Annotated in this window: 20 protein-coding genes; 10 read left to right on the forward strand and 10 right to left on the reverse strand. The window is 71.0% G+C overall.

Annotated features, from left to right (window positions below; genetic code table 11):
* The first annotated feature begins 3 nt into the window (after nt 1–3).
* Complete coding sequence (locus A5781_RS11905; protein WP_067205483.1) at nt 4–450, forward strand: hypothetical protein; 447 nt, start codon at nt 4–6, stop codon at nt 448–450.
* Here the strand turns inward: A5781_RS11905 and A5781_RS11910 are convergent.
* The 3 genes from A5781_RS11910 to A5781_RS11920 are packed head-to-tail and all read right to left on the reverse strand — an operon-like array spanning nt 402 to nt 2,580.
* On the reverse strand, nt 402–878 hold the full coding sequence (locus A5781_RS11910) for a GNAT family N-acetyltransferase (protein WP_067205486.1): 477 nt from the start codon (nt 876–878) through the stop codon (nt 402–404). The two genes, A5781_RS11905 and A5781_RS11910, sit on opposite strands and share 49 nt — an antisense overlap.
* Nucleotides 875–1,972 carry an isochorismate synthase MenF gene (locus A5781_RS11915; protein WP_067205489.1) on the reverse strand — a complete coding sequence of 366 codons (1,098 nt, stop codon included), beginning with the start codon at nt 1,970–1,972 and terminating at the stop codon, nt 875–877. The genes A5781_RS11910 and A5781_RS11915 overlap by 4 nt, the downstream gene beginning before the upstream one ends.
* Complete coding sequence (locus tag A5781_RS11920; protein WP_067205493.1) at nt 1,969–2,580, reverse strand: acid phosphatase; 612 nt, start codon at nt 2,578–2,580, stop codon at nt 1,969–1,971. Before A5781_RS11920 ends, A5781_RS11915 begins: the two co-directional genes overlap by 4 nt.
* Nucleotides 2,581–2,699: 119 nt before the next feature.
* Between A5781_RS11920 and A5781_RS11925 the strand changes: the two genes are divergently transcribed.
* Nucleotides 2,700–3,503 carry a ParA family protein gene (locus A5781_RS11925; RefSeq protein WP_067205496.1) on the forward strand — a complete coding sequence of 268 codons (804 nt, stop codon included), beginning with the start codon at nt 2,700–2,702 and terminating at the stop codon, nt 3,501–3,503.
* Nucleotides 3,504–3,522: 19 nt separating this feature from the next.
* Here A5781_RS11925 and A5781_RS11930 read toward each other — a convergent pair whose 3' ends face one another.
* Nucleotides 3,523–4,743 carry a hypothetical protein gene (locus A5781_RS11930; RefSeq protein ID WP_067205500.1) on the reverse strand — a complete coding sequence of 407 codons (1,221 nt, stop codon included), beginning with the start codon at nt 4,741–4,743 and terminating at the stop codon, nt 3,523–3,525.
* Nucleotides 4,744–4,756: 13 nt separating this feature from the next.
* On the reverse strand, nt 4,757–6,250 hold the full coding sequence (locus A5781_RS11935; RefSeq protein ID WP_067205504.1) for a DEAD/DEAH box helicase: 1,494 nt from the start codon (nt 6,248–6,250) through the stop codon (nt 4,757–4,759).
* Nucleotides 6,251–6,504: 254 nt separating this feature from the next.
* Here A5781_RS11935 and A5781_RS11940 point away from each other — a divergent pair, with 254 nt between their 5' ends.
* A complete protein-coding gene (locus tag A5781_RS11940) occupies nt 6,505–7,224 on the forward strand; it encodes a ferritin-like fold-containing protein (protein ID WP_067205507.1) in 720 nt (239 codons plus the stop codon).
* 3 nt (nt 7,225–7,227) lie between these two features.
* Here A5781_RS11940 and A5781_RS11945 read toward each other — a convergent pair whose 3' ends face one another.
* Nucleotides 7,228–7,941: an MmpS family transport accessory protein gene (locus A5781_RS11945; RefSeq protein ID WP_067205510.1), complete on the reverse strand. Its 714-nt coding sequence runs from the start codon at nt 7,939–7,941 to the stop codon at nt 7,228–7,230.
* Nucleotides 7,942–8,147: 206 nt separating this feature from the next.
* On the opposite strand from A5781_RS11945, the gene A5781_RS11950 reads away from it, so the two are divergent.
* Nucleotides 8,148–8,417, forward strand: coding sequence for a DUF3107 domain-containing protein (locus tag A5781_RS11950; protein WP_067205619.1), 270 nt, complete (start codon nt 8,148–8,150; stop codon nt 8,415–8,417).
* On the opposite strand, the gene A5781_RS11955 is transcribed toward A5781_RS11950, so the two are convergent.
* Complete coding sequence (locus tag A5781_RS11955; RefSeq protein WP_066956131.1) at nt 8,404–9,090, reverse strand: TetR/AcrR family transcriptional regulator; 687 nt, start codon at nt 9,088–9,090, stop codon at nt 8,404–8,406. The two genes, A5781_RS11950 and A5781_RS11955, sit on opposite strands and share 14 nt — an antisense overlap.
* Nucleotides 9,091–9,288: 198 nt before the next feature.
* Between A5781_RS11955 and A5781_RS11960 the strand changes: the two genes are divergently transcribed.
* From A5781_RS11960 to A5781_RS11970, 3 genes are all read left to right on the forward strand, one after another.
* Nucleotides 9,289–10,314, forward strand: coding sequence for a DUF3152 domain-containing protein (locus A5781_RS11960; RefSeq protein WP_197503800.1), 1,026 nt, complete (start codon nt 9,289–9,291; stop codon nt 10,312–10,314).
* A gap of 99 nt (nt 10,315–10,413) precedes the next feature.
* On the forward strand, nt 10,414–11,601 hold the full coding sequence (gene moeZ, locus A5781_RS11965) for an adenylyltransferase/sulfurtransferase MoeZ (protein WP_067205517.1): 1,188 nt from the start codon (nt 10,414–10,416) through the stop codon (nt 11,599–11,601).
* Between the two features lie 92 nt (nt 11,602–11,693).
* The gene (locus tag A5781_RS11970) at nt 11,694–12,548 is read left to right on the forward strand and encodes a TIGR02569 family protein (RefSeq protein WP_067205519.1); all 855 of its coding nucleotides are present in this window, start codon (nt 11,694–11,696) and stop codon (nt 12,546–12,548) included.
* Here the strand turns inward: A5781_RS11970 and A5781_RS11975 are convergent.
* From A5781_RS11975 to A5781_RS11985, 3 genes are read right to left on the reverse strand one after another with little or no spacing between them, the layout of a single operon-like run.
* A complete protein-coding gene (locus A5781_RS11975) occupies nt 12,545–12,847 on the reverse strand; it encodes an MGMT family protein (RefSeq protein ID WP_067205527.1) in 303 nt (100 codons plus the stop codon). The genes A5781_RS11970 and A5781_RS11975 overlap by 4 nt on opposite strands.
* A 2-nt stretch (nt 12,848–12,849) precedes the next feature.
* Complete coding sequence (locus tag A5781_RS11980; RefSeq protein WP_067205530.1) at nt 12,850–13,635, reverse strand: alpha/beta fold hydrolase; 786 nt, start codon at nt 13,633–13,635, stop codon at nt 12,850–12,852.
* Nucleotides 13,636–13,682: 47 nt separating this feature from the next.
* Nucleotides 13,683–13,883, reverse strand: a complete 201-nt coding sequence (locus tag A5781_RS11985) for a hypothetical protein (protein ID WP_067205533.1) — start codon at nt 13,881–13,883, stop codon at nt 13,683–13,685.
* Between the two features lie 109 nt (nt 13,884–13,992).
* On the opposite strand from A5781_RS11985, the gene A5781_RS11990 reads away from it, so the two are divergent.
* The 3 genes from A5781_RS11990 (at nt 13,993) to A5781_RS12000 (ending at nt 21,576) form a co-directional block, all read left to right on the forward strand.
* Nucleotides 13,993–17,136, forward strand: coding sequence for an ATP-dependent DNA helicase (locus A5781_RS11990; RefSeq protein ID WP_067205536.1), 3,144 nt, complete (start codon nt 13,993–13,995; stop codon nt 17,134–17,136).
* On the forward strand, nt 17,103–20,414 hold the full coding sequence (locus tag A5781_RS11995; RefSeq protein WP_369817714.1) for an ATP-dependent helicase: 3,312 nt from the start codon (nt 17,103–17,105) through the stop codon (nt 20,412–20,414). The genes A5781_RS11990 and A5781_RS11995 overlap by 34 nt, the downstream gene beginning before the upstream one ends.
* Before the next feature lie 91 nt (nt 20,415–20,505).
* Nucleotides 20,506–21,576 carry a TrkA family potassium uptake protein gene (locus A5781_RS12000; protein WP_067205540.1) on the forward strand — a complete coding sequence of 357 codons (1,071 nt, stop codon included), beginning with the start codon at nt 20,506–20,508 and terminating at the stop codon, nt 21,574–21,576.
* Nucleotides 21,577–21,606 lie beyond the last annotated feature (30 nt).

Here is a 21,606-nt window from a genome sequence, read left to right on the forward strand (position 1 = left end):
CGGGTGACAGTTTTCCGCCGCAACCCAGGGGCCGCTCCAGCCGCCGTGCGCGGCGCTGGGCTCCTGGTGGTGGTGCAAGGGCTGGCCGCGCTGGTGGTGGCGGCGGTGCTGGTGGTGCGGGGCGTCGCTGGGGCCGACCAGCGCGTGGTCAACGGGTTGGGCACGGCGGTGTTTTTCGTTCTGGTCGGGGCGGTGGTGCTGGCCGCCGGACGGGCGCTGACGGTCGGCAAGCGCTGGGGACGCGGGCTGGCCGTGATCACCCAGCTGCTGTTACTGCCGGTGGCGTGGTACCTGACGGTGGACTCGCATCGGCCCGGCTTCGGGATTCCCGCTGGCATTGTGGCGCTGAGCGTGTTGGGCCTGCTCTTCAGCCCCGCGGGCGTGCGTTGGGCCGCGGGCGATCAGCGCGATTCCGCCAACTCGGCCAACCGGGGGCCGGACAGCCGATAGGTGGTCCACTCGCGCTGGGGTTCGCCGCCGACGCCGTCGTACAGCGTGAGGGCGTCGGCGTTCCAGTTCAGCACCGCCCAGGACAACCGCGTGTAGCCGTTGTCGAGGCATTCGGCCGCCAGCGTCGCCAGCAGCGCGCGGGCCAGGCCGCGGCGGCGAAATCCCGGCCGCACGAACAGGTCTTCGAGGTAGATGCCCGCCACGCCGTCCCAGGTGGAGAAGTTGAGAAACCACAGCGCCATCGCTGCGATCTCGCCCTCGACTTCCGCGACGTGCCCGTACACCGCCGGGATGGCTCCGAAAAGTGCTGCCGCGATTTGCTTTTCGGTGACCGTGCATTGATCGGCGGCGTGTTCGAATTCCGCCAGTTCGTGGATCATTCCGGTGATTGCGGCGGCGTCTTCCGGGGCGGCGCGGCGAATGGTCATTGCTCGACGTCCAATGCGTTGAGGATCGTCGCGAATTTCGTTGTGGTTTCCGCGACTTCTTCGTCGGGGTCGGATTCGGCGACGATGCCGCCACCGGATCGTGCGAGCGCGGTGCGGCGGTCCGCCGACAGCTGGGCGCAGCGGATGGACACCACCCAGCGGCCGTCGCCCCGGGCATCGCACCAGCCGACCGCCCCCGCGTAGAACCCGCGGTCGCCTTCCAACTCGGCGATGAGCTCGACCGCGGCCTTGGTCGGCACCCCGCCGACCGCCGGGGTGGGATGCAGCGCCAGGGCCAAATCGATTGCGGTGGTGGACGTATCGCGAAGCCGGGCGCTGATCGGTGTGCACAGGTGCCACACCGCCGCGGTGCGGCTCAACTCGGGCTCGGCGGCGATCGTCAACTCGTCGCACAGCGGCTCGAGGGCGGCCCGAATGGTTTCGATGACCAACTGGTGTTCGTGCCGATCCTTGGCCGAACCGGCCAGCGCGGCGCCGTTGGCGGCGTCGACGTCCGGGTCGGCGGCGCGGGGCGCCGAACCGGCGAACGGCCGGCACGTGACTCGATCTCCGTTGCGCGCCACCAGAAGTTCCGGGCTGGCGCCCACCAGCGCCACACCGGCGTAGTCATCGCCGGCGGCGGTCAGGTCGACAAGATAGCCGTAGGCGGCCGGGTCGGCGGCGATGAGCCGGCGCAGGATGACGCGGGCGTCCAGGGGGGCGTCGGCGACCAGCCGCAGCGCGCGGGACAGCACCACCTTGCTCAGCAGGCTGTCGGGGGCGGTGAGTTGATCGCGGGCCCGGCTGATGCGACTGCGGTAGTCGGCCGGTGACGGATCGGCGGCGGCGATACGCACCGGCGGCAGCGGGCCGGTCGGCCAGTCGGGCGGGCCGTCGGTGCGCCGCACCGCGTTGGGCGTCAGCAGCGCTGCGGGCCGGTTCACGTCGAAAGGCAACGCGCCCAACACTATTGCGGCTGAGCCCGAACGCAGCGCGTCCTGCGCCACCGCCACGTCGCGGTAGCGTTCCCGCACCCCCGCGGCGACCAGGCTCTGCTTCGGTCCGCACAGCGCGAACGGCGGTTGGGCGCTCACCCGGGTTTGATCGCCTGCGGCTGGGCGGTCAATCCGAGCGCGGCGAGCTGTCGCACGCCATGCTCGAAACCGCACACCGCGATGGAGCCGGCCAGCATCCAGAAGCGGCTGCCCTCGACGAGCGGCAGCTCCACCCAGCGCGTGATGACCGAACGGGAGAAGTGGCTGTGCCCCACGAACACCACGTCGCGTGAGCTCATGTGGTCCAGCGCGAACGCGACCGCCCGATCGGCGCGGTCGCTGACCTGCTGCACGCTTTCGCCACCGGGACAGCCGTGCGTCCAGACCAGCCAATCGGGCACCTGTTCGTGGATCTGCGGCGTCGTCAACCCCTCGTAGGAGCCGTAATCCCATTCGGCGAGCAGGGGAGAGACCTCGTCCACGGCGAGGCCGGCCAGCTTCGCGGTGGTCAGGGCGCGGATGCGCGGGCTGCTGATCACCAACGGGTCGGTGAGGTTCAGTTCTCGCAGGACGCGGCCGGCCAGCTCGGCCTGAACGCGGCCGGTGTCGGTCAGCTCGAGGTCGGTCCGGCCCGTGTGCTGGCCGGATTTCGACCACTCGGTCTCGCCGTGGCGGAGCAGGACCAGTCGATGATTGTGCAAGCCCATATCGACCGATTCTGCCGGACGACATGCCGGGCACGTCGGCCGCAGCGTGTGGCGAGCGAACGTGCCAGGATGGGCACTGTTGACCGCATGGCAACGATGCAGAGGGGAGAGCCGCGCCTATGGCTGCTAAGACCCGGGTACTGGCAGTGGCCAACCAGAAGGGCGGCGTAGCCAAGACGACGACGGTCGCCTCGCTGGGCGCAGCGATGGTGGACGAGGGACTCCGGGTGCTCCTGGTCGACCTCGATCCGCAGGGCTGCCTGACCTTCTCGCTCGGTCAGGATCCCGACAAACTCCCGGTGTCGGTGCACGAGGTGCTGCTCGGCGAGGTCGAGCCCAACGCCGCGCTGGTCACCACCATGGAGGGAATGACGCTGCTGCCGGCCAACATCGACCTGGCGGGAGCCGAGGCGATGCTGTTGATGCGCGCCGGCCGCGAATACGCGCTCAAACGCGCGCTGGCGAAGCTCTCCGACGACTTCGACGTGGTCATCATCGACTGCCCGCCGTCGCTGGGTGTGCTCACCCTCAACGGGCTGACCGCCGCCGACGAGGTGATCGTGCCGCTGCAGTGCGAGACGCTCGCGCACCGTGGAGTCGGCCAGTTCCTGCGCACGGTCGCCGATGTCCAGCAGATCACCAACCCGGAGCTGCGGCTCCTCGGCGCGTTGCCGACGCTGTACGACTCGCGGACCACCCACACCCGGGACGTGTTGGTGGACGTCGCCGACCGCTACAACCTGCCGGTGCTGGCCCCGCCGATACCGCGCACGGTGCGTTTCGCCGAGGCCAGCGCCTCGGGGTCGTCGGTGATGGCCGGGCGCAAGAACAAGGGTGCGTCGGCCTACGCCGATCTGGCGAAGGCGTTGCTCAAGCACTGGAAGACCGGCAAGCCGCTGCCGACGCTCGCCGTCGAGGTGTAGTTCCGGCTCGCGGCTGCGGTCAGCCGAGGGCCACGACGGTGTTGCCCCGCTGCTCGAACACCTGGGAGCCCGCGACGGCCGGGACCACCGCCCGTCCGGGTGTGCTCGGCGCCCGGTTCACCGGGATGTAGCGCTCGTTGGCGCCGCTGACCGGGTCGTAGACCCCGATCGCGCCGGTGACCGGCACCAGCAGGCGGCCCGCCATCATCGCGCCCGGCCCCAGCGGCGCCGTCGTGGCGCCTGCGGCGATGGTGTAGCGCAGCGACAGGTTGCCCGTCTCGAAGACCATGACGGAATCGCCGGTCCACCAGGTGATCAGGCTGCCCGCGTGTGCCACGGCACCGGGGCTCGTCGGCGGCTTGGGCAGCAGTGTGCTCGACACGGTGGTGCCGGTCTCGTCGATCACGTCCACCCGGGGCTGCGGCGACGGCAGGTACACCGCGGTGTTGCTCTCCCAGACGGCCAGCACCCGGGCGCCCGAATCCGCCCTGATCCCGGGTTCGGCCACGATGCGCTGCTGAGGCTCGTCATCGTCCTTGCCGGGCCGCAGCAGCACTAGCCGCAGGTCGGCCTGGTTGACGCAGCTCTCCAGCACCGACACCGCCGACGAGCTGGCCGCCGCCGAGACCAGCTTGCAGCCGGAGTGCAGCCCGCGTGCCGTGGGCTTGACCCGGGCGTCCGTCTCGCCGTACGCCACCATCCGGACCATGTCGGAGCGCCACAGCTCGAGCCGGGTGTCGCCGGCCGCCAACACCGTCGTGCCGTCGGAGGACAGCTGCACGTGCGGGTCGGAGTAGCCGCTGCGGGCGGGCCCGCGGCGACCCGTGGACCCGTCAAGCGTGCTCGCCTGCCCGCACCCGCGGTCGTCCCGATAGACGGCGACGGCGTAGTGGTACACCCAGGAGACCCCGCACAGGTCGGTGTCGCGCTCGTAGCTCCATCGGGACTGGCCGGAGGCGGGGTCACGCCCGTCGACCCGGCGGCCGTCGCCGGTGATGACCGTCCCGCCGACCGCCACCGGCGCGGTGGTGGCCGGACTCGACGCGGTCCACAGCTCCTTGAGCGCGGCAGGGACCTGTCGGGCCGGTGTCGGGTTGGGCGCCGGAACGGCGGCCGGCCGGCTGATGGTGGCCCGGGCGTCGCTGGTCCACCAGATCAGCGAGGCGACGGCGGCGACAACGACCGCTATCGCCGCGGCGGCCAAGACGTCGCCCTTGGTCCGGCGTTCGGGTCTGACCATCCGGGCGGGCGACTCAGCTGGCGTTTGCGCCGGCTTCGGCGGGCTTGCGGCGCCGACGGCGGCGGCTGGTCCCGCCGTTACCGGGCGCTTCCGCGGCGGCTTCGCCGTTGGTGGCGCCGGCCGCGGCATTCCCGCCCGCATGTGCGGTGGTGGGTTGGCCGCCGCGGGTGCGCCGTCGCGGTGCGCCGGAGCGGGCACGCCCGCCCCGGTCCGCCTTCTGGCCGTCGCGCTCGCTGGCGCGGCGCTGGCCCTGCGGCTTCTTCGGCGAGCCGATGGCGCTGCCCGCGTCCGTGGGGATGCCCATCTCTTCATAGAGGTGCGGCGAGTTCGAGTAGGTTTCGGCGGGCTCGGGGCACTCCAGGCCCAGCGCCTTGTCGATCATCGACCAGCGGGGCAGCTCGTCCCAGTCCACCAGGGTGACGGCGATACCGGTCTTGCCGGCGCGGCCGGTGCGGCCGATGCGGTGCACGTAGGCCTGTTCGTCCTCGGGGATCTGGTAGTTGATGACGTGGGTGATGTCGTCGATGTCGATGCCGCGGGCGGCCACATCCGTGGCGACCAGCACGTCGATGTCGCCGCTGCGGAAGGCCTTGAGCGCCTTCTCGCGGGCGATCTGCCCGAGGTCGCCGTGCACGGCGCCCACCTTGAAGCCGCGCTCGGCCAGTTCGTCGGCGACCTTCTGGGCGGTGCGCTTGGTGCGGGTGAAGATCATCGTCGCGCCGCGGCTCTCGGCCTGCAGCACCCGGCTCACCAATTCCACCTTGTCCAGCGCGTGGGCCCGGTAGACGAACTGCTCGGTGGTGTCGTGCGTGGCGGCCGAATGCGGCGCCTCCGCCCGGATGTGGGTGGGCTGGTTCATGAAGGTGCGGGCCAGCGTGATGATCGGGCCCGGCATGGTCGCCGAGAACAGCATGGATTGCCGGTCCTCGGGGATCTGACGCAGGATGCGCTCGATGTCGGGCAAAAAGCCCAGGTCGAGCATCTCGTCGGCCTCGTCGAGGACCAGCATGGACAGCCCGCCCAGCTGCAGGTGGCCCTGCTGGGCCAGGTCGAGCAGCCGGCCGGGGGTGCCGACCACGACGTCGGCGCCGGCCTGCAGCGCCTCGATCTGGGGCTCGTAGGCCCGCCCGCCGTAGATCGAGACGACGGACAGCCGCCGGCCTTCGTCGGCGGTGAGGTACTTGGCCGCGGCGGCCAGGTCCTCGGTGACCTGAAGGCACAGCTCACGGGTCGGGACCACGACCAGGGCCCGTGGTGTGCCGTTGAGCTCCCGCACGCCGACTCCGGAGGTGATGCGGTTCAGCAGCGGCACGCCGAAGGCGAGGGTCTTGCCCATGCCGGTGCGGGCCTGGCCGATCACGTCGTCGCCGGCGAGCGCCAGCGGCATGGTCAGTTCTTGGATGGCAAAGGGGCGTTCGATGCCCTTTTCGGCGAGGGCGCGGACGATTTCGTCGCGAACGCCGAGGTTGGCAAAAGTCAATTCAGTTGTGCTGGTGAGTGCGCTCATGCGTGGGTTGTAAGCCTTTCGGTGACGTATCGGATTGTGTCGGTGTTTCTCTGTCGCGGTCACGCGCGCACGAGGTCCGACTCCGAATACGTCGCCGAGTCGCGGGCCCCTGCCCAATCTGGGCGGGCCAGCTGTGCACGCACATTTCGCCGATAGCGGCTTGGAAAAAGAAATACAGCCGCTATCTAGATACATGATAGCTGGTCGACAGCTGGCGCCCATTTAGCGCCGGGTCCGCCGACTACAGTGTTGCCATGACCCGGCCCTCTTGCCAGCCCTCCGAAGCCGAACTGGAAGCCGACCAGGTGGACGATTCGCCCGCCCCGCGTCTGTCGGCCGACCACCCGGGCGTCAACGAGTTGTTCGCGGTCTTGGCATACGGCGAGATCGCCGCGTTCTATCGGCTCACCGACGAGGCGCGGATGGCCCCCGACCTGCGCGGACGGATTTCCATGGCCAGCATGGCCGCCGCCGAGATGCAGCACTACGAGCTGCTGCGCGATGCCCTGGAAAGCCGGGGCGTCGACGTCGTGAAGGCGATGTCGAAGTACGTCTCGGCGCTGGAGAACTACCACCGGCTGACGATGCCCAGCACGTGGCTGGAAGCCCTGGTGAAGACCTATGTCGGCGACGCCCTGGCCGCCGACCTGTACCTGGAGATCGCCGACGGGCTACCCGACGAGATCGCCGACGTGGTGCGGTCGGCGCTGTCCGAGACGGGGCATTCACAGTTCGTCGTCGCCGAGGTGCGCGCCGCCGTGACCTCCAGCGGCAAGCAGCGCAGCCGGCTGGCGCTGTGGTCGCGCCGCCTGTTCGGTGAGGCGATCACGCAGGCTCAGTACCTGCTGGCCGACCACGACGAGCTGGTCGACCTGGTGATGTCGGGCGCCGGGGGCCTGGGCCAGCTCAACGCGTTCTTCGACCGGTTGCAGCACACCCACGACCGGCGGATGCACGAACTGGGTCTGAGCTGACGCTCAGCGCGCGCAGGTCGCCAGGCTCGAGTTGGTGGTCGACGCGGCCACCAGTTGACCGGCGGCGTTGACGATCGAGCAGTTGAGCCGGCCGTAGAAGCTGGTCGCGACGACCGATGGGTTCTGGATGCTCGGACTCAAGATCACCGCCTTGGTCCACGGCAGCGACACGTTGAACTCGGTCTGGGAGTAGCCGCTCCCGTCGGTGTAGACGATGTTCACCAGGTCCAGCAGCTGCTTGCTGCCGGTCACGCTGTAGACGACGGTGCGCGGGTTCAGCGCGGCCGGCGGGGGCGTCAGCGTCAGGGGCGGAGCGGCGGTGGGCGTTCCGGTCGGCGCCAGGCTCGGGAACGCGCTGGGCGTGGTCACCGTGGTGACCGTTTCGGGCGGCAACGCCGTGCGTGAGGGGTTGGGCTGGGCGCTGGGCGGGACGGAGCTTCTCGTCGTCGCCGGCGCGGACGTCACCGGTTGGGGGGCCGGTGCCACGGTGGCCTTGGTCGACGCGCTGTCGCCGCTGTTGATGATGACGGCGGTCGCGATCGCGCCGACGGCCACCACGGCGCCGAGGATCGCCGTGACCGGACGCCAGCGAAGCTCGGCCGGCCAGCCGGTCCAGGTGTAGTCGCCCTCGGGGTAGGCGTCGGCTCCGTAGAGCTCGTCGGTCTGGTCTTCGGGGTAGTCCCGGACCTCGTCGAGATCGGCCAGTGTGGTACCCATGGGGCCGAAGGTAGCCATGTGAAAACACGAACCGGGCTGCGGACCCGGGTCTGGGCCCAGTCGCAAGCTAATCGTTATCTGCTCGCGACCGATGTTTCGCTCAGCGCGAACCGCATGCCGGGGGCTGTCGCCGCAGCGGGCCCGCCGCGTCCACTAGCCTGCAGCTGACAGGTCTGTCGACTTCAATACCTATGGAAGGGGTGACCGTGGAGGTCAAGATCGGTATTACGGACAGTCCGCGCGAGCTGGTCCTCTCCAGTGCGCAGACGCCGGCCGAAGTCGAAGAGCTGGTCAGCGCCGCGCTGAGTGAGGGACCGGGCCTGCTGAGGCTGAACGACGAGCGGGGACGTCGCTTCCTCGTGCACACCAGCAAGATCGCCTATGTCGAGATCGGCCCCGCCGACGCGCGCCGGGTCGGCTTCGGCATCGGCGCCGAAGTCGGAAAGCTCACCGGCAAGGGCGCTAAAGGCGAGTAAGCGGCACGTGTGACAGCCCGCCCCAGGCGAACGCGACGGTGCCCTCGACGGCGTCCGCCTTCGAGATCGGGCGGTCGGAGTCGAGCCAGTAGCGCGCGCAGTCGACGCTGATGCCCACCAATCCCACCGCGATCATCCGGGCGCGGTGCGGGTCGAGCCCCGAGTCCTCGCTGATCAAGGCGAACACAGCGTCGATGCACGATTCGGTGGCGACGCGCACCTGCGCGGCCACCTCGGGTTCGGTGACGTAGTCGTTCTCGAAGATCAGCCGGTAACCCTGGCTGTCGTGCTCGATGAAGTCGAAGAACGCCTGCACCGCGGCGTGCAGCCGCCGGCGGTTGTCGGTGGTGGTGTTCAGTGCCTGCTGTACGCCTGAGACGAGGTTCTCGACGTGCCGGGCGAGCACGGCCAGATAGAGCTCGAGTTTGCTCGAAAAGTGTTGATACAGAACCGGTTTGCTGACTCCAGCCCGGTCGGCGATCTCGTCCATGCCGGCCGCGTGGTAGCCGCGATCGACAAAGACGTCGCTGGCGACGATGAGTAACTGACCGCGACGCTCATCTCGGGGCAACCGGTTGCCGCGCCGGCTCGAAGCCGCGATGCCGTCCCCGGGCCGACTGCGGTCGGTCGATTTGACGGCACGCCGCGCCCCGGCCTTGGCGAGTTCGCTCATCGAGTCCTCATCTGATGTGTCGGCAACCGGCCGCCGGCACAACTGGCCAGCGCGCTCGGCTCGTTGCGAGAGACATTACTACCCGCGTCGTCCCGGTGACCGTCGTCGCCGCCGTCGTGGCTGGCAGAAAGTGGTGTCGGGCGGAGCATTCGGGCGCGCCAAGGACGGCCCCGCTGCCGACTGTGTAATCCTGGGGCAATGACGTCCCAGCGGCCTTCGCGCGGCACCGGTCGCGTCCCGGTGCTGCGGGACGAGTGGCGCGAACCGCTACGGGCGCTGCGTGACCCGATCGCCCGCGACGGCGGACGGACCCGGGCCGACCGGGAGCGGCCGCGCCAGTGGCGCAAACAGACGTGGCTGGGACGGTTCGTATCCACCTACGGCTGGCGCGCATACGCGCTGCCGGTCTTGGCGGTGCTCACCGCGGTGGTCATCTATCAGACGGTGACGGGCACCAGCGCGGTGAAGCCGACGGCGAACCAGCCCATCCAGAGTCCGCAGGCGATGGAGGCCGTGGGCACCTCGATCATCGACGCGCCACCGCGCGGGCTCGCGGCGTTCGACGCCAACCTGCCGGCGGGGACGCTGCCGGACGGCGGCCCGTTCACCGAGGCGGGCGAGAAGACCTGGCACGTGGTGCCCGGCACGACGCCGCAGATCGGTCAGGGCACCGTACGGGTGTTTCGCTACACCGTCGAGGTGGAGGACGGCATCGACCCCACGATGATCGGCGGCGACGAGGCGTTCGCGCAGATGGTCGACCAGACGCTGGCCAACCCCAAGGGCTGGACGCACAACCCGCAGTTCGCGTTCGTCAGGATCGACAACGGAAAGCCCGACTTCCGGATCTCACTGGTGTCGCCGGTGACGGTCCGCGAGGGGTGTGGCTACGAATTCCGGCTCGAGACCTCCTGCTACAACCCCTCATTCGGCAAGGACCGGCAATCGCGGGTCTTCATCAACGAGGCGCGCTGGGTGCGCGGGGCGGTCCCGTTCGAGGGGGACATCGGCTCCTATCGCCAGTACGTGATCAACCACGAGGTCGGCCACGCCATCGGGTACGTGCGCCACGAGCCGTGTGAGCAGCAGGGCGCTTTGGCGCCGGTGATGATGCAGCAGACCTTCTCCACGTCGAACAACGATGCCGCCCAATTCGACCCGGATTTCGTCAAGGCCGACGGGAAGACCTGCCGATTCAACCCGTGGCCGTTCCCGATCGCCTAGCCGTAGCCCGACGCTCGGCAAGTTGAATTCATTGCCGTCCACTTCGGCGGCTGCTGTGATGGTGGTGGACAACCGCAACGCGAGACCGAGGAGGAGTGGGTGCCGACACCGTTGCCGCCTCTCGTGGAGCCGGCAGACGAGCTGACCCGCGATGAGGTGGCCCGCTACAGCCGCCACCTGATCATTCCCGACCTGGGCGTCGACGGGCAGAAGCGGCTCAAGAACGCGAAGGTGCTGGTGATCGGCGCAGGCGGGCTCGGCGCGCCGACGCTGCTGTACCTGGCCGCGGCCGGCGTCGGCACGATCGGCATCGTCGACTTCGATGTCGTCGACGACTCCAACCTGCAGCGCCAGATCATCCACGGCGTGGCCGACGTCGGGCGCTCCAAGGCGCAGTCCGCGCGCGAGTCGATCGCCGCGATCAACCCGTTGGTCCGGGTGCGTCTGCACGAGTTCCGGCTGGACTCGAGCAACGCCGTCGACCTGTTCTCGCAGTATGACCTGATCCTGGACGGCACCGACAACTTCGCCACCCGGTATCTGGTCAACGACGCCGCCGTGCTGGCCGGCAAGCCGTACGTGTGGGGATCGATCTACCGATTCGAGGGGCAGGTCTCGGTGTTCTGGGAGGACGCGCCGGGCGGGCGGGGCCTCAACTACCGCGACCTCTACCCGGAGCCGCCGCCACCCGGCACTGTGCCGTCGTGCGCCGAAGGCGGTGTGCTGGGCATCGTCTGCGCCTCCATCGCGTCGGTGATGGGCACCGAGGCGATCAAACTCATCACCGGGATCGGCGAATCGCTGCTGGGCCGGTTGATGATCTACGAGGCCCTGGAGATGTCCTATCGCACCATCACGATCCGCAGGGACCCCGACGACGCCTTCCGGCCGAAGATCACCGGGCTGATCGATTACGAGCAGTACTGCGGTGTGGCGTCCGATGACGCCGGCCCGGTTGTCACCGGCTCCGTGATCACCCCGCGGCAATTGCGCGAATTGCTGGATTCGGGAAAGAAACTGGCGTTGATCGACGTTCGTGAGCGCGCGGAATGGGACATCGTGCACATCGACGGGGCCCAGCTGATCCCGCAGTCGTCGATCAACTCCGGTGAGGGTCTGGCAAAGCTGCCGCAGGACCGCATGCCGGTGCTGTACTGCAAGACGGGGGTGCGCTCGGCCGAGGCGCTGGTGGCGGTGCAGAAGGCCGGATTCCCCGACGCGGTGCACCTGCAGGGCGGCATCGTGGCGTGGGCGCAGCAGATGCAACCCGACATGGTGATGTACTGACCCAATACGTCGTGGTTTGTCGGCGGCGACCCGCCGCGCCCGGCGTCGCCGCGCTCGCGATCACCGCAGGTGACCTCGTCTAGGCTACCCGTGTGAATGTCGAACCACCGCCGGAGCATGTGCTAACGGCGTTTGGTTTGACCGGCGTCAAGCCCGTCTATCTGGGGGCTAGCTGGGAAGGCGGCTGGCGCTGCGGTGAGGTCGTCCTGTCGCTGGTGGCCGACCACGCGCGGGCGGCTTGGTCGGCCCGGGTGCGGGAGACGCTGTTCGTCGACGGTGTTCGGCTGGCCCGGCCGGTCCGCTCGACGGACGGGCGATACGTGGTTTCGGGATGGCGGGCGGATACCTTCGTCGCCGGCACCCCCGAACCGCGGCATGACGAGGTCGTCTCGGCGGCGGTGCGCCTGCACGAGGCGACCGGCAAACTGGAACGGCCCCGATTTCTGACCCAGGGCCCCACCGCGCCGTGGGGCGACGTGGACATCTTCATCGCCGCCGACCGCGCCGCCTGGGAGGAACGGCCGTTGGCCTCGGTGCCCCCGGGCGCCCGGACGGCACCGCCGACGGCCGACGCCGAGCGGTCGGTGGAGTTGATCAATCAGCTGGCCACCCTGCGCCGGCCGACCAAGAGCCCGAACCAGCTGGTGCACGGAGACCTTTACGGGACAGTGCTTTTCATCGGCACCGCCGCCCCGGGCATCACCGACATCACCCCGTACTGGCGGCCAGCGGCGTGGGCGGCCGGTGTCGTCGTCGTCGACGCCCTGTCCTGGGGCGAGGCCGACGACGGACTCATCGAACGTTGGAACGCGCTGCCGGAGTGGCCCCAGATGTTGTTGCGCGCCTTGATGTTCCGCCTGGCGGTCCATGCGTTGCACCCGCGGTCGACCGCCGAGGCGTTTCCCGGGCTGGCCCGCACCGCGGCGCTGGTGCGTCTGGTGCTCTAGCGCCGGAAGTCGTAACGAACCTCGCGCAACGCGATCCGGCCGTCGGTGGCCAGGACCCCCTCGGCCCGCAGCAGCTCCAGCTGCCGGGTGGTCAGATGAGGCGCCGGGCGCCCCGAGGCGGTGATCACCCGGTGCCACGGCAGGTCCGAGGAGTCGGTCCGCATGATCCAACCCACGATGCGCGGGCTGGAAAGCCCTGCGACGTCGGCGATGTCGCCGTAGGTGGCGACCCTGCCGGGCGGAATCGCTGCGACCAGCGCGCGCACCCGCTCGACCTGCTCGTCGGTCACCGGCGCCACGATCAGCGGGCTTCGAGCAGCTCGCGCGTCAGCGCGGCGACCTCCGCCGGCGCGGCGTAGGGCACCATGTGGTTGCAGTCGAAATCCAGCAGCCGGAAATCCGATCCCAACCGGTCCTGCAGCCCGGCGATGAGCTGGTCGCCGACGTACGGCGGCGAGGTGCGCTTGGCCCGCACCAGGACCGTCGGCGTCCCGGCCGGCGGGAACACGATGTCGCGGGCCAGCTCGCTCCAGTACGACATCATCGCCGGCAGGCTCACCCGCCAGCCGTACCGGCCACCCGGCAACTCGATCAGATGCTCGTCGATCTCGGCGTCGAGCAACGCGGGGTCGACGTCCGACCACGAGCCGTGCAGCTTTTCCAGGCGCGCTTCCTCGGCGTCGGGGTAGTCGGGCGAGGCGAGCATCGCGTCGGCGATCTGGCGCATCCACGCGCCGTCCAATCCGACCGCCGGGTCCAGCAGCAGCAGCGCCGCCACCCGGTCCGGCCGCATCGCGGCCAGCTGCATGGCGAGCGCGCCGCCGAAGGAGTGCCCCACCACCAGCACCGGTGCCTCGGCCTCGCCGTCGAGCAGCGCGGCCATCGCCGCGACGTTGGCGTCGATGCTCCACGGCGCCGCCCATGATGACCGGCCGTGACCGATCAGATCCGGTGCCGCGAAGGTGATTTCGGGCAACAGGCCGGCCAACTGCTGCCACCGCTGCCCGTGACCGGTCAACCCGTGCAGCGCCAGCACTCGCACCGGACCCGGCGGGCCGTAGCGGTGCACATGGAGATCAGCGGTCACCCGTCGATCGTGGCAGCCGCCGCCACGGCCACTCGCGGGCGGGCGGGTCAGCGTTCGTCCCACTCGTCCTCGGTGGGGACGACGTAGGCCTGCTCGATCACGTCGGCCTCGTTGGCCTCGCGGTCGGCAGCGGACAGATACTCGGTGTCCAGGCCGACCTCGTCGTCGAAGTCGACTGGTTGCAATTGTTCCGCGGCGTCACCTTCGGGCGCTTCGTCGCTGGGAAAACCGGGTCCGACGTTCGTCACGATTATCTACCTCCTCACCGTTCGTCGGGCTGCTTGCGGCCTCCAGCGTAGGGGTCCGCGGCGGCGTCGGGCCCGGCGACTTGTCAGACCCTGGTGATTGCATGCAGCCATGTCGTACATCTGGGACACCGGGGCGCGGGCTCTGCTGGCGCCCGGCGCGCGCGGGCCGGTCCGGGTGTTGGGCGGCCCCGGCACCGGTAAGAGCAGCCTGCTGGTCGACGCCGCGGTCGCCCGGATCGACGCGGGTCTCGACCCGGATTCGGTTCTGCTGCTTACCGGTTCGGGCCGGCTGGGCATGACGGCGCGCAGCGCCTTGACAACGGCGTTGTTGGGGGCACGCTCGACCGGGCCCTGCCGGGCCGCCGTCCGCGAACCGTTGGTGCGCACCGTGCACGGCTACGCCTACGCGGTGCTGCGGCGGGCCGCCGAACGTGCCGGTGACGCACCCCCGCGGTTGGTCACCAGCGCCGAACAGGACGCGATCATCCGGGAGCTGTTGGCCGGCGACCTCGAGGACGGGCCGCGCGCGACGACGGCGTGGCCCGCCCAGCTGAAACCCGCGCTGGCCACCGCGGGCTTCGCCACCGAGCTGCGAAACATGTTGGCGCGCTGCGCCGAACGTGGCGTTGATCCGCAGGAGCTGGAGCGCCTGGGCCGTCGGTGCCGGCGCCCGGAATGGACGGCCGCCGGCCAGTTCGCCCGGCAGTACGAGCAGGTGATGCTGCTGCGGGCGGCGGTCGGGACGGCGGCACCCCAGGCGACGACCCCCGCGCTGGGGGCCGCCGAACTGGTGGGTGCCGCCCTGGAGGCCTTCGCGGTCGATCCCGAGCTGCTGGCCGCCGAGCGGGGCCGGGTGCGGGTCTTGTTGGTCGACGACGCTCAGCAGCTCGACCCGCAGGCGGCCCGCCTGGTCCGGGTGCTGGCGGCGGGCACCGAGCTGGCGGTGATCGCGGGCGACCCCAACCAGGCGGTGTTCGGCTTCCGGGGCGGCGAATCCGCCGGCCTGCTCGACGGGGATTCGCCGTCGGTGACGTTGACGGTCTCGCACCGCTGCGCCCCGGCGGTGGCGCGCGCCGTCAGCGGCATCGCGCACCGGCTGCCCGGCGGCAGCGGCGGCAAGCGGATCGAGGGCAGCGGGCCCGAGGAGGGTTCGGTCACGGTGCGCCTGGCGGCGTCGGCGCACGCAGAGGCGGCGATGATCGCCGACGCGCTTCGGCGTGCGCACCTGGTCGACGGGGTGCCGTGGTCGCAGATGGCGGTCGTCGTCCGGTCGGTGCCACGGGCGGGTGCGCGGTTGCCCCGCGCGCTGGCCGCCGCCGGGGTGCCGGTGGCCGCGCCCGCGACCAGCGGACCGCTGTCCGACGAGCCGGCGGCCCGGGCGCTGCTCACCGTCTTGGCGGCCACCGCCGACGGGCTCGACGGCGAACGGGCCCTGGCGCTGCTGACCGGTCCCATCGGTCGGGTCGACCCGGTTTCGCTGCGCCAGCTGCGCCGAACGGTGCAGCGCGCCAACCCAGGTCGCGCGCCGGGCGAGGTCGCGGAGCTGCTGGCCGAGACGCTGTCCGCCGACCCGCCGCCATCGGGCCCGCACTTCCGCCCGCTGCAGCGGGTGCGTGCCGTGCTGGACGCCGCGGCGCGCTGCCATCGTGCGGGCCAAGACCCGCGCTACACGCTGTGGGCCGCCTGGCACCGGTCCGGCCTGCAGCGTCGCTGGCTGTCGGCCGCCGAGCGCGGGGGCCCCGCCGGCGCCCAGGCCACCAGAGACCTGGAGGCGGTGACCGCGCTGTTCGACATCACCGATCAGTACGTGTCCCGCACGTCGGGTGCGTCGCTGCGTGGTCTCATCGAGCACGTCGCCGCGCTGCACCTGCCGACCGGGAACCAGGAGCCGGTGTCACCCGTGGAGCAGGTGCGGGTGCTCAGCGCGCACGCCGCACTGGGGCACGAATGGGACCTGGTGGTCATCGCCGGATTGCAAGAGGGGTTGTGGCCCAACACCGTTCCGCGCGGCGGTGTGCTGGGCACCCAGCGGTTGCTGGACGTGCTCGACGGCGTCACCGAGGACGCGTCGGTGCGGGCGCCGCTGCTGGCCGAGGAGCGACGGCTGCTGGTGGCAGCGATGGGCCGGGCCCGCCGCCGGTTGCTGGTGACCGCCGTGGACGGCGACACGGGCGGCGGGGACAACGAGGCCGCGCTGCCGTCGTCGTTCTGCTACGAACTCGGACAGTGGACCGATGACGATGGCGATCTCGTTGCCGCGCAACCCATCTCAGCGCCCCGGGTGCTGTCCGCTGCCGCGCTGGTCGGCCGGTTGCGCGGCGTCGTGTGCGCGCCCGACGGCGCGGTCGACGACGCCGCCCGCGCTTGTGCGGCAACGCAATTGGCGCGGTTGGCCCGCGCCGCTGTCCCGGGCGCCGACCCGGCCGGCTGGCACGGCCTGATCCCGGTCAGCACCAGCGAACCTCTGCGTGGTGACGACGATGCCGTCACCCTGACCCCGTCGACCCTGCAGATGCTCAACGACTGCCCACTGCGCTGGCTGGCCGAACGGCACGGTGGCACCAACGCGCGTGATCTGCGTTCCGCCATCGGGTCGGTGCTGCACGCCCTGGTCGCCGAACCGCAGCGGAGCGAATCCGAATTGCTGGCCGAGCTGGACCGGGCCTGGCGCCATCTGCCCTTCGAGGCGCAATGGCATTCGGCCAACGAATTGGCGCGGCACCGCGCGATGATCGAGGCCTTCGTCGAGTGGCGCGCGCAGACCCGGGGCGCGCTGACCGAGGTCGGCGTCGAGGTTGAGATCGACGGCACCCTGGCAACATCCGGTGACGGTGCCCTTCAAGGCGGCGACGTCCGGCTGTGCGGCCGGGTCGACCGGTTGGAGCGCGATGCCGCCGGCCGGCTGGTGATCGTCGACATCAAGACCGGCAAAACGCCGGTCAGCAAGGACGATGCCCAACAGCACGCCCAGCTGGCGATGTATCAGCTGGCGGTGGCCGAGGGCATGGTCGCCGCCGGGTCGGAACCCGGCGGGGCGCGGCTGGTCTACCTGGGCAAGTCCGGGGCCTCGGGAGCCACCGAACGCGAGCAGGATCCGCTGACACCGGCCGCCCGCGACGAGTGGCGCCGGCTGGTCCGGCGCGCCGCCGAGGCGACCGCCGGGCCGCGGTTCATCGCCCGGCGCAACGACGGCTGCTCGCACTGCCCGCTGCGGCCCTCGTGTCCGGCCCACGCCGACGGGGCGGCGCAGTGAACCCGCGCTATAGCCCCGCCGAATTGGCCGGTGCGCTCGGGCTTTTCCCGCCCACCGACGAGCAGTCCGCCGTCATCGCGGCACCGCCCGGGCCGTTGGTCGTCATCGCCGGCGCCGGCGCCGGCAAGACCGAGACCATGGCCGCGCGGGTGGTGTGGCTCGTCGCCAACGGCTACGCCCAACCCGGGCAGGTGCTCGGATTGACGTTCACCCGCAAGGCCGCCGGCCAGCTGTTGCGCCGGGTCCGGTCCCGGCTGGCCCGGCTGGCCGGCGTCGGCTTGGGTCCCGACGGCGCGGCCCCCGCGGAGCCGGCGGGCGCGCCGACGGTCAGCACTTACCACGCGTTCGCCGGTTCGTTGATCCGCGACTACGGGCTGCTGCTGCCCATCGAGCCCGACACCCGGCTGCTCGGCGAAACCGAGCTGTGGCAGCTCGCATTCGACGTGGTCAGCGGGTACCGGGGCGAGCTGCGCACCGACAAGACCCCCGCAGCGGTCACGTCGATGGTGCTGCGGTTGTGGGGTCAGCTGGCCGAGCACCTCGTGGACACCCGCCAGCTCGGCGATACGCATGTGGAGCTCGAGCGGCTGATCCACGCGCTCCCGCCGGGCCCCTATCAGCGCGACCGCGGACCCAGCCAGTGGTTGCTGCGGCTGCTGGCCACCCAGACCCAGCGCGCCGAGCTGGTTCCGCTGCTCGACGCGCTGAACCAGCGCATGCGTGCCGCGAAGACGATGGACTTCGGCGTGCAGATGGCCTGCGCGGCGCGGCTGGCGGCGAACTTCCCGCAGGTCGGCGCCGACCTGCGCGGCCGCTACCGGGTGGTACTGCTCGACGAGTACCAGGACACCGGGCACGCCCAGCGGGTTGCCTTGTCGGGCTTGTTCGGCGGTGGCGTCGACAACGGGTTGGCCCTGACCGCCGTCGGCGACCCGATTCAGTCGATCTACGGCTGGCGGGGCGCCTCGGCGACCAACCTCCCGCGCTTCACCACCGACTTCCCCCTCTCCGACGGCACCCCCGCGCCGGTCCTGGAGCTGCGGACCAGCTGGCGCAACCCGCCGCGGACCCTGCAACTGGCCAACGCGATCTCGGCGGAGGCGCGCCGCCGGTCGGTCGCGGTGCACGCGCTGCGGCCGCGCCCGGACGCCCCGCCCGGAACGGTCCGCTGCGCGCTGCTCCCCGACGTGCACGCCGAACGCGAGTGGATCGCCGACGAGCTCGCCGCGCGGTACCAGGCGGCCCGGGCCGACGGAGTGAGCCCGCCGACCGCCGCGGTTCTGGTGCGCCGCAACGCCGACGCCGCCCCCATCGCCGACGCCCTGCGCGCCCGCGGAGTTCCGGTCGAGGTCGTCGGATTGGCAGGGCTGCTGTCCATCCCCGAGGTTGCCGACGTTGTGGCCATGCTGCGGATCGTCGCCGACCCGACCGCGGGCGCGGCGGCGATGCGGGTGCTCACCGGTCCGCGCTGGCGCCTCGGGGGCCGGGACATCGCCGCGCTCTGGAGGCGCGCCCGGAAACTCGGCGAGGGGCTGGGCCCGGGCGGGGCATCCGCGCCCGAGTCGATCGCGATGTCCGCCGGCCCGGACGCCGACACGGCGTGCCTGGCCGACGCCATCGCCGATCCCGGCCAGCCCGAAGGGTATTCGGCCGCGGGATATCAGCGCATCACCGCGCTGGCCGGCGAACTGCGAACCCTGCGCGGCCGCCTGGACCATTCCGTGCCGGACCTGGTCGCCGAGGTGCGCCGCGTGCTCGGTGTCGAATGCGAGGTCCGCGCCGCGGCGGGAGTGGACGCGGGATGGGCCGGCACCGAACACCTCGACGCGTTCGCCGACGTCGTCGCCGGATACGCCGAACGAGCCGACGCCGCCGGCGTGTCGGACCGTCGCACCGCGGCATCGGTGTCGGGCCTGTTGGCCTTCCTGGAGGTGGCGGAGTCCGTCGAGAACGGTTTGCCGCCTGCCCCGTTGGTGGCCGCGCGCGACCGCGTCCAGGTGCTCACGGTGCACTCCGCGAAGGGGCTGGAGTGGCAGGTGGTGGCGGTGGCGCACCTGTCGGGCGGAATCTTCCCCTCGACCGCGTCCAGGAGCAGCTGGCTCACCGACGCGACCGAGCTGCCGCCGCTGCTGCGGGGCGACCGCGCCTCGGCGGGCGCGCTGGGCATCCCGGTGCTGGACACCTCTGACGTCACAAATCGAAAGCAGTTGTCCGATAAGATCTCCGAGCATCGCCGCCAGCTCGATCAGCGGCGCGTCGACGAGGAACGCCGGCTGCTGTACGTCGCCGTCACCCGGGCCGAGGACACCCTGATGGTGTCGGGTCATCAGTGGGGGGCCTCCGGCATCAAGCCGCGCGGCCCCTCGGATTTCCTGTGCGAGATCAAGGAGGTCATCGACGGTTCGGCCGCGGCCGGGGCCCCCTGCGGGGTGGTGGATCAGTGGGCGCCCGCGCCGGCGGACGGCGATCGTAACCCGTTGCGCGACAACATCACCGAGGCGGTCTGGCCCGCCGACCCGTTGGCCCGGCGCGGTGACGTCGAGCGCGGCGCCGCGTTGGTGACCCGGGCGATGTCCGGCGACGCGGGTGGGGAAGGGGCCGACATCGAGGGGTGGGCGGCCGACGTCGACGCGTTACTTGCTGAGCGGGCGCGGTTGGTCGAACCGCCCACCGGCGCACTGCCGAGTCAGTTGTCGGTCAGCGGCCTGGTGGAGCTGGCGCGGGATCCCGCGGGCGCCGCACAGCGGCTCAGGCATCGGCTGCCGACCAGGCCGGACCCGCATGCGTTGCTGGGCAACGCGTTCCACGCCTGGGTTCAGCAGTTCTACGGCGCCGAGTGTCTCTTCGATCTCGCGGACCTGCCGGGTGCGGCGGACTCCGACGTCGGCGACACCCGGGAACTGGCCGCGTTGCAGGCCGCATTCACCGAATCGCCCTGGGCGACCCGCACTCCCATCGCCGTCGAGGTGCCGTTCGAGATGCCCATCGGCGACACCCTGGTGCGCGGCCGAATCGACGCGGTGTTCGCCGACCCCGACGGGGGCGCGACAGTCGTGGACTGGAAGACGGGTGGACCACCGCACGGGCCGGAAGCCATGCGCCAGGCCGCCGTCCAGCTCGCCGTCTACCGCCTGGCGTGGGCCGCTCTGTCCGGTGTTCCGGAATCGTCGGTGCGGGCGGCCTTCTATTACGTCCGCGCCCGCACCACGGTGGCTCCCGACGATCTGCCCGCCCCCGCTGAACTGGCCGGGTTGCTGGCCGAGCCCGCCGTCGGCTGACCTTGCGCTGCCCGGGTACCGCGGTGGCGATCGTGGTTACATTGAGTCGTGCGTGACTCCTGCGCTGGCGTTGAGCCGATAACGGACCGCCGTGCGCAACGGTAGGTCCCGACAACTCACCGGTCTGGATGAAGCGCTGACCGCGCAGCGGGGCCATCAATTGGTCGGCGTGGTGCGCATCCCCGAGGATCACGCCAGCCCAATCCGCGTCATCACCCGGCGCGTGGCCATCGCGCTGGTGGTGTTGTTCGCCGCGGCCGTCATCGTCTACGCGGACCGCAACGGGTACCGCGACGTCCGGGGCCAGCCGCTGACCTTCCTGGACGCCGTGTACTTCTCCGCGGTGTCACTGTCGACGACCGGTTACGGCGATATCACCCCGTACACCGAGACCGCGCGGTTGGTTCACACGCTGATTTTTACTGCGCTGCGGATCGCGTTCCTGGCCGTGTTGGTCGGCACGACCCTCGAAGTCCTCTCCGAGCGGTCCCGCCAAGGGTGGAAGATTCAGCGTTGGAGGAGCAGAGTGCGCAACCACACGATCGTGATCGGCTACGGCACCAAGGGCAAAACGGCCGTCGCCGCGATCCTCGGTGACGAGGCCGCCCAGGGGGAGGTCGTCGTCGTCGACACCGATCGCACCACCCTCGAGCACGCCGCCAGCGCGGGCCTGGTCACCGTCCACGGCGACGCGACCAAGGCCGACGTGCTGCGGCTGGCCGGGGCGCAACATGCGGCCTCGATCATCGTCGCCACCAGCCGCGACGACACCGCGGTGCTGGTCACCCTGACGGCGCGGGAGATTGCGCCCAACGCCAAAATCGTGGCGTCGATCCGGGAGGCCGAGAACCAGCACCTGCTGCAGCAATCGGGCGCGGACTCGGTGGTGGTCTCCTCGGCGACCGCCGGCCGGCTGCTCGGGCTTGCCACCACCACGCCCAGCGTCGTGGAGATGATCGAGGACCTGCTGACTCCCGACTTCGGGCTGGCCATCGCCGAGCGCGAGGTGGAGCCGACCGAGGTCGGCGGTTCCCCACGGCATCTGCGCGACATCGTGCTGGGCGTGGTGCGCGACGGCCACCTGCTGCGCATCGGCGCGCCCGAGGTGGACGCCGTCGAGGCCAACGACCGGCTGCTGTATATCCGGCAGGCCGGGCACTAGTGGCGATCGCAAGAGCGGCGAGGCCGGTCG

The sequence above is a fragment of the Mycobacterium sp. 852002-30065_SCH5024008 genome (assembly GCF_001665645.1).
Lineage (GTDB): Bacteria > Actinomycetota > Actinomycetes > Mycobacteriales > Mycobacteriaceae > Mycobacterium > Mycobacterium paraffinicum.